The following is an 11,971-nucleotide window of genomic DNA, read 5'->3' as shown; positions in this document are numbered from 1 at the left end:
ATGAAAAAGCCCTGCACTTGCAGGGCTTTTTGTTATTAGCTATCAATTTGATTAAGCGTTACCCTTCACTTTCATGTTTAAGGTTTTCGCAAAATTAAGCATTCTGTTTAATGGCACTAGTGCATCATCACGTAATGCATCATCAACGAACACTTCATGTTCAGTTTTATTTGTTGCTGTCAGTGACGCTTCAATAGCTTGTAAACCATTCATTGCCATCCAAGGACAATGAGCGCAGCTTTTACATGTAGCGCCATTACCACCTGTTGGTGCTTCAATGAGTGTTTTACCTGGTGCTGCTTGTTGCATTTTATAAAAAATACCCCGGTCAGTCGCCACAATAAACTCTTGGTTGTCCATGGTTTGTGCAGCTTTAATTAGCTGACTCGTAGAGCCCACAGCATCCGCTAAAGCAACGACATTTGCAGGTGACTCAGGGTGAACCAAAATAGCAGCATCAGGATGCTGTATCTTAAGTTCCTTTAATGCTTTAGATTTGAATTCGTCATGAACAATACAATCGCCCTGCCACATCAACATATCAGCGCCAGTTTCTTTAGCAATGTAACTACCCAAGTGACGGTCAGGTCCCCAAATAATCTTTTTACCTTCGCTATCCAAATGTTCAACAATCTCTAACGCGATACTAGAGGTTACTACCCAATCTGCACGGGCTTTTACAGCCGCGGAGGTGTTCGCATAAACAACTACGGTATGGTCTGGATGGGCATCACAAAATGCTGAAAACTTATCAATTGGGCAACCAATGTCTAAAGAACAAGTGGCTTCTAACGTAGGCATCAAGACAGTTTTTTCAGGGCTTAAAATTTTAGAGGTTTCCCCCATAAACTTTACACCAGCAACAATCAGTTTCTTTGCTGGGTGATCACGGCCAAAGCGTGCCATTTCGAGGGAGTCAGAAACACAACCACCGGTTTCTTCAGCCAGTGCTTGAATTTCAGGATCTGTATAATAGTGTGCAACTAAAACAGCATCTTGGTCGATCAATAGCTGTTTTATTCTTGCTTTAGCTGCAGCTTTTTCAGCATGAGACAATAAAGCAGGTTTCGCAGGAAAAGGATACTCGATAGATTCGATATTCGGTGCCGAGGTGATCATTATGGTTCCGAGAAATTACAACGTCCGGAGATTATACAAAATCAGTTAACAAAATTAAAGGACGCAATAGCGTCCTTTAATGAGTTAATTAGATTGCCATTATAGAATTAGCGCATTGCGAGTAACATTTCTTGTGGCTGCTCTAAGTACTGCTTCCAGAGATTACAGAAACGGGCAATGGTTCCACCATCGATTACACGATGATCGCCAGACCAACTGACTTGCATAATCTTACGCGCTTCTACCTCGCCATTGGCATTGAAACGAGGGAGTGTTTGTAATTTACCTAGGGCAACAATCGCAACTTCCGGTTTATTGATAATAGGTGTAGCAACCGTCCCACCTAAAGCACCAATATTTGAAATTGATATTGTTCCACCTTTTAAATCAGCAGGACTTACACGGCCACTTCTAGCAGCAGTTGTGAGTCGTGTAATTTCAGCGGCAACTTCTAAAATAGTTTTACTTTGTACATCTTTAACATTCGGTACTAACAAACCCACTTTTGAATCAACAGCCATACCAATGTTATGACTCGTTTTATAGGTTAACTCAGTGCAATCAGGGTTGACTTGACTGTTTAATACTGGAAATTCATTAATGGCTAATGACATTGCTTTCATGAAGAAAGGCATCATAGTCAATTTAACTTCGTCAGTTGAATAACGTTGTTTCATCTCGGCGCGTAATGCAACTAAATCTGTTAAATCAAATTCTTCACAATATGTAAAATGAGGAATCGTAGAAACAGACTCAACCATCATCTTAGCCATGACAGCTTTAACACCTTTAATTGGCTCAACTCTGTCTGCATTTGTAGTTTGAATATTAGCTGGTATTGCAGCGCTATTAGAAACGGTAGTCGTTTTAGAGGCTGAGGTTTGGTTTGAATTGGAGCCATTAGCAAACGCTTCAACATCTTCTTTATACACACGACCATTTTTACCCGTACCTGGCACGTTAGCAATATTGATATCCAAACTTCTAGCTAAACGGCGTACTGCAGGACTTGCTAACGCTTTACCTTGAGCAACTGGTTCACTAGTAAAGACTTCGTTAACGGCAGCTGAATGCGTGACTGTTTGAGCCGCTTCAACTTGAGTGACTGTAGATTCAACCTCGATTGCAAATAAAGGCTCATGAACTTTAGCTAATTGGCCTTTTCTGTAATGTAATTTTACAATCTTGCCATTTTTAATCGCTGGTATTTGAACTAAAGCTTTATCTGTCATCACATCAGCAATCGGCTGATCCTCTGTGACAATATCACCTTCAGCGACAAGCCATTCAACAAGTTCACATTCAACAATACCTTCACCGATATCAGGGAGTAAGAACTCTTCAACATCATGTGTGGTAGTTTGACTTATTTGTTCAACATTTCTTGCAACTTCATTGCTGGTTTCTTCATTAGCTTCTGTTGCCGTTTCTTGAGTTGAAGGTGCACTGGATTCATCAGCAGTGTTAACACCCGTTGCCTCAAGTTCTACTGCATAAAGCGGAGCATGAACTTTTGCAATGTCACCCTTCGCGTAATATAGCTTGGTAATGACGCCCGCATGAGGTGCAGGTATTTGAACTAAGGCTTTGTCAGTCATCACATCAGCGATTGGTTGATCTTCAACAACAACATCACCTTCTTTAACCATCCAATCAACAAGCTCACACTCTACGACGCCTTCACCAATATCAGGCAAAATAAAATCTTTAATCATATCTTGCTCCTAGAAATTGATTGAAGCTTTAATGGCTTCGTAAGTTTTCAGTTCATCTGGCATGTATTCTTTCTCCAGAATCAACGGATATGGTGTATCTAAGCCACATATACGGCTTATAGGTGACTCTAAATGTAAGAAACACTCTTCTTGAATTGTCGCTGCGATTTCACCGGCGAAACCACCTGTTAACGGTGCTTCATGGTTAATGAGCAAACGACCTGTTTTCTTGACAGATGCAGCAACGGTATCAATATCCCAAGGTGACAAGGTTCTTAAATCGACAATTTCACAAGAAATGCCGTCCTTTTCAGCCATTTTTGCCGCTTTTTCAAGAATTTCCATCTGAGCGCCCCAACCAAGTAAGGTAATATCCGTACCCGTTTTTACGACATCAGCTTTACCAAGCTCAATTACGAAGTCGCTGGCAGGGACTTCACCAACAGATGCACGGTACAATCTTTTTGGTTCAAAGAAAATGACCGGATTTGGATCGCGAATTGAAGCTAATAACAAACCTTTGGCTTGTTCTGGATTCCGTGGAATGACCACTTTTAAACCAGGGGTTTGGGTAAAATACGCTTCTGGCGATTGCGAGTGATAATGACCACCTGCAATACCACCGCCGTACGGGGTTCTAAAAGTTAACCCACCAACGTTAAACTGGTTACCACTGCGGTATCTGAACTTTGCTGTTTCATTCACTATTTGATCGAATGCAGGAAAAATATAATCAGCAAATTGAATTTCAGCAACGGCCGTCATACCATTTGAAGCCAAGCCATTAGCAAAACCTGCAATGCCTTGTTCAGTTAACGGAGTATTAAAACAACGATCTCTACCAAACTTTTCTTGTAATCCAGATGTTGCACGGAAAACGCCACCAAAATGACCCACATCTTCGCCAAACACAACCATTCGTTCATCAGCAGTCATTGCAATTGCCAATGCATCATTGATGGCGTGTAACATATTCATTTCAGCCACAATTAAATTCTCCCTGCGCTTTTAGGATACGACTTTGGATATTTCTTAATATGTTGTTTGAGCTCTGCAAGCTGCTTTTCTAAAACAGCTGTAGGCTTATCCAGTACGTCTGTAATCAAACCATCAATGTGTGGTAAAGGCACTTTTTCAGCCACTTTAACGGCGCTAAGTACTTCCTCACGATATTTCTCATAACGTGCTGCATCATCAGCTTCATTAAGCCAATCTTTATTGATCATCCAAAGCTTGAAGCGTTTAACTGGGTCATGTTGTTCCCATTTCGCTTCTTCTTCTTTCGAACGATAACCAGAAGGATCATCCGATGATGAATGCGCACCTAAGCGATATGTCATTGCTTCGATTAATACAGGTGCATTGTGTTCAAGCGCGTGCGCGCGAGCTTGTTGAGTTGCAGCAAGCACAGCTAACATGTCATTACCATCAACACGAATGGTATGCATACCGTAACCCACACCACGACTAGCAATGCCATTACCGGCAAACTGTTCTTCAGTAGGCGTTGAAATGGCATAACCATTATTACGACAGAAAAATATAGTTGGAGATTTTAACACTGCAGCCATATTCAAACCTGCATGAAAGTCCCCTTCTGATGCTGCGCCTTCACCAAAGTAACAAATGGCTACGTTACGTTTACCTTGTAATTTAAAAGCATGTGCAACGCCAGTTGCCTGCGGAATTTGTGTTGCAAGTGGGGATGAAATGGTTTGGTAATTTAGCTCGTTACTACCGTAATGAATCGGCATTTGGCGGCCTTTACCTAAATCTTTTTCATTACTGAACATCTGATTCATAAATTGTTCAGTAGTAAAACCACGGTATCGTAATGAGGCATGTTCGCGATACTGAGCAAGAATTACATCGCCATCATCTAACGCGGCTGTACTGCCGATAATTGATGCTTCCTCACCAGTACATGTCATATAAAAACTGATACGACCTTGTCTTTGCGCACTTAGCATACGTTCATCTAATACTCGGGTAAAAACACAAGTATCATGAATTCGTTCAGCGAGTGCTTTATCTATCACTGGCATGACGGCATTTTCGTATGTCGTACCATCAGCTTGAAGAATTTTTAAAATAGGAATGTGCAATGAAGCTTTGTCTAAGAAGCTGACACGATGCACTGTTTCATTATTCAGTGGTGCGTTGCTCATATTGTGCTCTTATTATGTGAGGCCTTATAAAATAAAGCTTAATTTATACTATGCGAACGAACATTACGTTAACGTAAACTAGCGATCAACTAATGTTCATTCCATCTAGTGAATAACTTCTCATTTAATTTGTATATCTAGCTTTACAAATTACTGAATATCTTCGTTAGGAGCTGGTATTAAGCATAATACCGTGCGCTGACCAACAGGTACATTTTCATTTGGAAAAACGATAGCTTCATACGGATATTCAATTAAAATTTCTTTTCCGCCTTCAGTTGCTAATACTTCACCTTGCTTAAAGCCGGTAAAATTAACCGTGGCTTTTGGAAATGCGAATGTAAAATCATCGAAGTGCTTGTTTACTGAACGAGACACTTTATACAAGTTAAGCTGGTCGCTGTTAAATTCAGCAACTGATACTTGCTGCTTGGTTATCAAGTGATTTAGCATTTTGCGCGTATTAGCAAACTTACTCATTTCATTTTGACCAAACGGCATCACCTTTCCAAGCTCAACGGTGAAAGCGTCGGCTTTAAATTGTTCTGACGAATAATAGCTAAATGTCGTTGTCGGTTCGTGATGAAATAAAATGGTGTCCACATCGCAACCAGCAAGAAACATAATTTGTTCAGCACTAAAACTACGGCCTGGTCGATAAGGATATATCGCAAATTTTTCGTGTTTTGAAGGCTTAATCGCTGTGTGCAAGTCATAATGAATACGTTGTGATACGTGATTATCGAGGAAAAAATCGCTTACATAACCCTCCAATGCTTTAGCGCGAACTCTTTCCTTGTTGCAAAGCCCTTCACCTTTTGAATGCGCGCCGCTAAATAACCTGTTCATGTTTTCTTCTACAAAACGGGTTTCAGTTAAAATGGAATCTGGGTTGCCAATTAAAAATAATACTCTGTGTTCTGTCTGTATTTGTTCATTAAGTAACGCTTGGATTAAGTCATTACAAATCTCAATAGGCGCAGTTTCGTTCCCATGAATGGCACACGATAAAACAATATCCTTAGTAGAACCTGTTGCAGGAGTAAAGCTGATGACACCGTTATCATGTATTTTGACTATTGTTTGATTAGATAAGGTGAAACTGTGTGAGGTAATGACTTTATCGATGTTAGCTAAAGTGAACGCTAAAAAATCTTTTTCTTCCATTAATTGTTGAAACACGAAGACTCCTTGAAAAACGGTAAAACGAAATTGGTTTCAATAACAGATGTTGATTCTAACACAACAAGTGGAAGCTGACGTTAAGGGACAATTAACATAGTGTAAAACTTTACTTGCATTCTCATTCAGAACAAATATAATTTTAGCCATCTAGACTTCTTTATGGATGTAAGTATGACTTTAGCAACATTTGGTGCAGGCTGTTTTTGGGGTGTTGAATATTTTTTCAAGCAAGTAGATGGTGTTACCAATGCACAATGCGGCTATATGGGCGGAAGAGATCAATTTCAGAGTTATGAAGAAGTAAAAACAGGCACAACAGGTCATGCTGAAGTCGTTCAAGTAGAGTTTGATGAATCAATTGTTTCATACCAAGAGCTTTTGGAAGTGTTCTGGCAAAATCACAACCCAACCACTCTGAATAGACAAGGTGGCGATATTGGTAATCAGTATCGCAGTGCTGTATTTTTTCATGGTAAAATTCAAAAAGACGCTGCTGAAAAATCCAAACTTGATCTAGCACGCAGTGGTAAATGGGGAACTAAGCATATTGTAACTGAAATTGTTCCAATTCAGCAGTTCCACCCTGCAGAAGAATATCATCAAAATTACTTAGAGAAGAATGAGTTACCAAGCTGTCATATTAGTTATTAGTTTATGAAATGACTTAAGGCACTTGTATTGGTGCCTTTTTTATACAAAAGCGATTAATACAATCTATATCTTAGACAGTTCTGCACTTTACCCCATCCGTTAAATTCCCTACAATCCATGCAAATTGCTTAAGGCATGAATACGGAGAAATACAAAAATGAGTCAAGCTCGTCATATTAACCTACTTATCTTAGGTTCAGGTCCTGCTGGTTATACTGCTGCAGTTTATGCCGCTCGTGCGAATTTAAAACCAGTCATGATCACTGGTATGCAGCAAGGCGGTCAATTGACCACAACAACAGAAGTTGAAAACTGGCCAGGTGATGCTGAAGGTTTAACCGGTCCTGCTTTAATGGAAAGAATGCAACAGCACGCAGAAAAATTTGAAACTGAAATCATTTTTGATCACATCAATGAAGTCGACTTTAGTGAGCGCCCTTTTAAATTAAAAGGTGACAACGGCGAATTTACTTGTGATGCACTAATTATCGCAACTGGAGCCTCTGCTAAATATTTAGGTTTGCCTTCTGAAGAAGCATTTATGGGGCGAGGTGTATCAGCATGTGCAACTTGTGACGGTTTCTTTTATCGTAACCAGAAAGTAGCCGTTGTTGGCGGCGGTAATACCGCTGTTGAAGAAGCACTTTACTTAAGTAACATCGCATCAGAAGTTCATTTAATTCATCGCCGTGACACTTTCCGCTCAGAAAAGATTCTAATTAATCGACTGATGGACAAAGTGGCAAACGGAAATATTATCCTTCACTTAGATCAAACGCTTGATGAAGTGACTGGTGATAATATGGGCGTTACTGGTTTGAATATGAAGAGCACTAAAGGCGGGTCTATTTCGTCTCTAGAAGTTGCAGGTGTATTCATTGCAATTGGTCATAGCCCTAATACTGGTATTTTTAATGATCAACTGAATATGAATCACGGCTACATTACGGTTAATAGTGGTTTACAAGGTAATGCAACACAAACCAGCATTGAAGGTATTTATGCCTGTGGTGATGTTATGGATCAACATTACCGTCAAGCGATTACATCAGCAGGTTCAGGTTGTATGGCAGCTTTGGATGCTGAACGATTCCTTGATGCTCAATAAGCGCGTTATGTATTAAGATAAAGCCAGCGAATGCTGGCTTTTTTATTGTGTCGAATCCATTGAGTATAAAACTACATCTACTTCGCCATCGACATCTGGGTGCACAATTGTCTTTTGGTATGTCATACCTAATTTAACCATTATGTTTATTGAAGCGCTATTGTGTTTATCAGCGATAGCGGAAAACTTTTTCACATTTTGTTGATGAGATACAATGTGTTTAATGACCGCTATGGCACTTTCGGTTGCAACTCCTTCACCCCAAGTTTCTTGTTTAAATCGCCAACCAATTTCGATATTGTTAAACTCAGGCGACTCTGTAAAAAAGCCCATTGGTCTAATCAAAATCCAACCTGCAAATTGTGTATCATTTAAAAATACTTTCCAAAGCCCCCAATCTTTAGCAGGGTTAAGGTAACTGGCTAAGCGTGGAATAAAAACCTCATCAATTTCTTGTTGAGTTGTTTTTTTACCGCCATTGATATATTTCATCACAACAGGGTTTTGATCCAATTCAAATAATAAATCCGCATCATTAAGTGTCATAAGTGAGATAGTAAGGCGTTCTGTAGTAATTACAGTCATCGTAGTATTCCGTTAATAATGATTGTTTAAGGCTAACAATAAGATACAGTAAATTATAGGCATAAAAAAAGGAACCCGAAGGCTCCTTTTTTAAAGCATTTTAACTAATTACTTAGCTAAAGCTTCTTTTGCTTTTTCAACTAAAGTTGTAAATACAACTTTGTCGAATACAGCGATGTCAGCCAAAATCTTACGATCGATTTCGATTGATGCTTTTTTAAGGCCGTTAATGAAACGACTATAAGAAAGACCATTTTGACGAGAAGCCGCATTGATACGTGCAATCCAAAGTTGACGGAATTGACGTTTCTTTTGACGACGGTCACGGTAAGCATATTGACCAGCTTTAGTTACTGCTTGAACAGCAACACGGTAAGTACGTGAGCGAGCTCCGTAATAACCTTTGGCTAATTTAAGTACTTTCTTGTGACGAGCACGAGCGGTTACACCACGCTTAACTCTAGGCATTGTTCATATCTCCTTTAATTAAGCGTATGGTAGTTGACGTGCGATTGCTGGCACATCAGACTTTGCAACTAAACATTTAGCACGTAAGTGACGTTTACGCTTAGTGCTCTTCTTTGTCAAAATATGACGTAAGTGTGCTTGTTTACGCTTGAAACCATTAGCGGTTTTTCTGAAGCGCTTTTGAACACCCTTATCTGTTTTCATTTTAGGCATTGCTAAAACTCCGCATTGGGACATTAATAAAACGTAAGGCGAGCAAAATCCTCAAAAGGACTTTGCTACTTTTTAGTGGGTTGCCCTACTATTTCTTTTTAGGTGCGAGGACCATAACTGCTTGTCGACCTTCCATTTTCGGGAAAGATTCAACAACAGCATATGTTTCCAAATCTGCTTTGATACGGTTCAAAAGATCCATACCTAAGCTTTGGTGTGCCATTTCGCGACCACGGAAACGCAGCGTAATCTTCGCTTTGTCCCCATCTTCAAGAAAACGAATCAGGTTGCGTAGTTTTACCTGATAGTCGTTTTCATCAGTGCCAGGACGGAATTTTATTTCCTTCAGCTGGACCTGTTTCTGCTTCTTTTTTTGTTCTTTTTGGGCTTTAGCCTTATCAAAAAGGAACTTACCGTAGTCCATTATGCGACAGACAGGTGGCTCAGCATTAGGACTGATTTCAACCAGGTCTACACCTGCTTCATCAGCTAATTCCTGTGCCTGTGAAATACTAACGATTCCAACTGCCTCACCATCAATATCCGATAAACGAACTTCTGGTACGCCAGTGATTTCATCGTTAATACGATTAGGGGCTGGCTGTCGCCCTGCTGCTCTCTTGATCTTTATGACCTATTCCTCCAACAATAATAGACTACGGCTAGAAATTTGTTCTTGTATCTTGGCATTGAAATCATTGATTTTCATTTTGCCTAAATCGATACCATCACGTGTTCTGACCGCAACTTCCTTATTTTCCATTTCTTGATCGCCGACGACCAATAAATAAGGTACACGCTTTAACGTATGTTCACGTATTTTAAAGCCTATTTTCTCATTCCTCAAGTCTTTAGATGCACGAATGCCACTTTCTTTGAAAGATTTAACAATTTCGTCAACATAATCAGACTGTTTGTCTGTAATATTCATAACAATTACTTGCACAGGTGCAAGCCATGTTGGGAATTTACCTGCGTATTCTTCAATTAGAATACCTAAGAAACGTTCAAGAGACCCTAAAATCGCTCTATGGATCATAACTGGCGTTTGACGCGTGTTGTCTTCAGCAACATAAGTTGCCCCAAGACGAGATGGTAATGCGTAATCTAATTGCACAGTACCACACTGCCATGCACGGTCTAAACAGTCATGAAGTGTAAATTCGATTTTTGGACCATAGAAGGCACCTTCACCTGGTAAAATCTCGAATTCAATTTCGTTAGCAACAAGTGCTTGCTTTAATGCTTCTTCAGCTCTATCCCACATATCGTCATCACCAATTCGTTTTTCAGGACGAGTTGATAATTTAACGACGATATTGCTAAAGCCGAAACTGCCGTAAGTGTCGTATACCATTTGGATACATTCACTCACTTGTTCTTGAACTTGTGCGTCAGTACAGAATACGTGGGCATCATCTTGGGTGAATCCACGAACACGCATTAGTCCATGCAATGATCCTGATGGCTCATTACGATGACAACAACCAAACTCTGCCATTTTAAGTGGTAAATCACGGTATGATTTAAGACCTTGGTTAAAGATCTGAACATGACCAGGACAATTCATAGGTTTAATTGCATATTCACGGTTTTCACTGTTAGTAGTGAACATCGCATCTGCATATTTATCCCAATGGCCTGAACGTTCCCATAAGTTACGATCCATCATTAATGGACCTTTAACTTCTTGGTAAGTGTATTGACCTAGTTTTTGTCGAATGAACTTCTCTAACTCTAGGTACAAACTCCAACCATCGTTATGCCAGAATACCATTCCTGGTGCTTCTTCTTGCATATGGTAAAGATCTAGCTGTTTACCAATTTTACGGTGGTCACGTTTTGCCGCTTCTTCAAGACGGTTTAAATGTACTTTTAATGCTTTTTTATCAGCCCATGCTGTTCCGTATACACGTTGCAGCATCTTATTATCTGAATTACCACGCCAGTATGCACCAGCAACACTCATTAACTTAAAGTGTTGGCAGAATTTCATATTAGGTACGTGTGGGCCACGACACATATCAACATATTCTTCATGGTGATATAAAGCCGGTGTTGCATCTTTACTGATGTTTTCATCTAAGATGGCAATTTTGTACTCTTCACCACGTGATTCGAAAGTATCGCGGGCTTCTTGCCAAGAAACAACGTTCTTAACAACACTATAATTTGTCTTTGCTAACGCAGTCATGCGTTTCTCAAGAGCATCAATATCTTCTTGAGTTAATTTATGGTCTAAATCGATGTCATAGTAAAAACCATTATCGATAACTGGACCAATAGCCATTTTTGTTTCTGGCCACATTTGCTTAATTGCATGACCAAGTAAATGTGCACAAGAATGGCGAAGGATTTCAACACCCTCTTCATCTTTAGCCGTAATGATTGAAAGCTCTGAATCTGTGGTTATTAAGTCACAAGCATCAACTAACTCGCCGTTTACGCGACCAGCAATACATGCTTTAGCTAAACCAGGACCGATGTCTGCAGCGACATCTAACGTTGAAACAGAATCTGCAAACTCGCGTTTGCTGCCATCAGGCAATGTAATAATTGGCATTAAATTTCCTTATCCAGTGGTGACCCACACGTAGGGCCACTTGGTAATAAATAATAAATAAAAGAAATGCCACCGAACTACAGACATTACAGGAGCCTGAGCTGATAGTGGCATGAAGTTGCATTGTATGTGAAAAGCACTTTTGCAAGCAAGTGATGCGCTAGTGTTAATCTACAATATTGACACTTTTTCTGTT

The 11,971-nt window shown here is 39.8% G+C and carries 12 protein-coding genes; 2 read left to right on the top strand and 10 right to left on the bottom strand.

The window, feature by feature from the left end; genetic code table 11:
* Window positions 1-51: 51 nt before the first annotated feature.
* The 5 genes from nadA to astE form a co-directional block, all read right to left on the bottom strand.
* On the bottom strand, window positions 52-1,119 hold the full coding sequence (nadA, locus tag Q4600_RS15465) for a quinolinate synthase NadA (RefSeq protein ID WP_303517134.1): 1,068 nt from the start codon (window positions 1,117-1,119) through the stop codon (window positions 52-54).
* 107 nt (window positions 1,120-1,226) lie between these two features.
* Complete coding sequence (locus Q4600_RS15460) at window positions 1,227-2,834, bottom strand: dihydrolipoyllysine-residue acetyltransferase (RefSeq protein WP_303517135.1); 1,608 nt, start codon at window positions 2,832-2,834, stop codon at window positions 1,227-1,229.
* Window positions 2,835-2,843: 9 nt separating this feature from the next.
* A complete protein-coding gene (locus Q4600_RS15455) occupies window positions 2,844-3,821 on the bottom strand; it encodes an alpha-ketoacid dehydrogenase subunit beta (RefSeq protein WP_303517136.1) in 978 nt (325 codons plus the stop codon).
* A gap of 2 nt (window positions 3,822-3,823) precedes the next feature.
* Window positions 3,824-5,002, bottom strand: a complete 1,179-nt coding sequence (locus Q4600_RS15450; RefSeq protein WP_303517137.1) for a thiamine pyrophosphate-dependent dehydrogenase E1 component subunit alpha — start codon at window positions 5,000-5,002, stop codon at window positions 3,824-3,826.
* A 150-nt stretch (window positions 5,003-5,152) separates the two neighbouring features.
* Window positions 5,153-6,184, bottom strand: coding sequence for a succinylglutamate desuccinylase (gene astE / locus Q4600_RS15445; RefSeq protein WP_303517138.1), 1,032 nt, complete (start codon window positions 6,182-6,184; stop codon window positions 5,153-5,155).
* Between the two features lie 174 nt (window positions 6,185-6,358).
* On the opposite strand from astE, the gene msrA reads away from it, so the two are divergent.
* Together msrA and trxB are read left to right on the top strand one after the other, a co-directional pair.
* The gene (gene msrA, locus Q4600_RS15440) at window positions 6,359-6,838 is read left to right on the top strand and encodes a peptide-methionine (S)-S-oxide reductase MsrA (protein ID WP_102527298.1); all 480 of its coding nucleotides are present in this window, start codon (window positions 6,359-6,361) and stop codon (window positions 6,836-6,838) included.
* A gap of 157 nt (window positions 6,839-6,995) precedes the next feature.
* Window positions 6,996-7,946 carry a thioredoxin-disulfide reductase gene (gene trxB / locus Q4600_RS15435; protein WP_303517139.1) on the top strand — a complete coding sequence of 317 codons (951 nt, stop codon included), beginning with the start codon at window positions 6,996-6,998 and terminating at the stop codon, window positions 7,944-7,946.
* Window positions 7,947-7,988: 42 nt separating this feature from the next.
* Here trxB and Q4600_RS15430 read toward each other — a convergent pair whose 3' ends face one another.
* From Q4600_RS15430 to thrS, 5 genes are all read right to left on the bottom strand, one after another.
* Window positions 7,989-8,531 (bottom strand): GNAT family N-acetyltransferase, encoded by a 543-nt coding sequence (locus tag Q4600_RS15430; RefSeq protein WP_303517140.1) that lies wholly within the window; start codon window positions 8,529-8,531, stop codon window positions 7,989-7,991.
* A 108-nt stretch (window positions 8,532-8,639) separates the two neighbouring features.
* Window positions 8,640-8,999, bottom strand: a complete 360-nt coding sequence (rplT, locus tag Q4600_RS15425; protein ID WP_012325107.1) for a 50S ribosomal protein L20 — start codon at window positions 8,997-8,999, stop codon at window positions 8,640-8,642.
* An 18-nt stretch (window positions 9,000-9,017) separates the two neighbouring features.
* Window positions 9,018-9,212 carry a 50S ribosomal protein L35 gene (rpmI, locus tag Q4600_RS15420; RefSeq protein ID WP_055023949.1) on the bottom strand — a complete coding sequence of 65 codons (195 nt, stop codon included), beginning with the start codon at window positions 9,210-9,212 and terminating at the stop codon, window positions 9,018-9,020.
* A gap of 88 nt (window positions 9,213-9,300) precedes the next feature.
* A complete protein-coding gene (gene infC / locus Q4600_RS15415) occupies window positions 9,301-9,843 on the bottom strand; it encodes a translation initiation factor IF-3 (RefSeq protein ID WP_102527295.1) in 543 nt (180 codons plus the stop codon).
* A gap of 3 nt (window positions 9,844-9,846) precedes the next feature.
* Window positions 9,847-11,775 (bottom strand): threonine--tRNA ligase, encoded by a 1,929-nt coding sequence (gene thrS, locus Q4600_RS15410; protein ID WP_102527294.1) that lies wholly within the window; start codon window positions 11,773-11,775, stop codon window positions 9,847-9,849.
* Window positions 11,776-11,971 lie beyond the last annotated feature (196 nt).

It is taken from the genome of Shewanella sp. 2_MG-2023 (assembly GCF_030548905.1).
In the GTDB taxonomy this organism is placed as follows: domain Bacteria; phylum Pseudomonadota; class Gammaproteobacteria; order Enterobacterales; family Shewanellaceae; genus Shewanella; species Shewanella electrodiphila.
The sequence above is the reverse complement of the archived record's forward strand: the minus strand, read 5'-3'. Positions and strand labels throughout refer to the sequence as shown.

Bases quoted from the DNA above. Each gene is read 5' to 3' on its own strand.
- Q4600_RS15460 (WP_303517135.1), bottom strand. From the start codon at position 2,834: ATGATTAAAGATTTTATTTTGCCTGATATTGGTGAAGGCGTCGTAGAG.
- trxB (WP_303517139.1), top strand. From the start codon at position 6,996: ATGAGTCAAGCTCGTCATATTAACCTACTTATCTTAGGTTCAGGTCCT.
- nadA (WP_303517134.1), bottom strand. From the start codon at position 1,119: ATGATCACCTCGGCACCGAATATCGAATCTATCGAGTATCCTTTTCCT.
- msrA (WP_102527298.1), top strand. From the start codon at position 6,359: ATGACTTTAGCAACATTTGGTGCAGGCTGTTTTTGGGGTGTTGAATAT.
- thrS (WP_102527294.1), bottom strand. From the start codon at position 11,775: ATGCCAATTATTACATTGCCTGATGGCAGCAAACGCGAGTTTGCAGAT.
- rplT (WP_012325107.1), bottom strand. From the start codon at position 8,999: ATGCCTAGAGTTAAGCGTGGTGTAACCGCTCGTGCTCGTCACAAGAAA.
- Q4600_RS15430 (WP_303517140.1), bottom strand. From the start codon at position 8,531: ATGACTGTAATTACTACAGAACGCCTTACTATCTCACTTATGACACTT.
- Q4600_RS15450 (WP_303517137.1), bottom strand. From the start codon at position 5,002: ATGAGCAACGCACCACTGAATAATGAAACAGTGCATCGTGTCAGCTTC.
- rpmI (WP_055023949.1), bottom strand. From the start codon at position 9,212: ATGCCTAAAATGAAAACAGATAAGGGTGTTCAAAAGCGCTTCAGAAAA.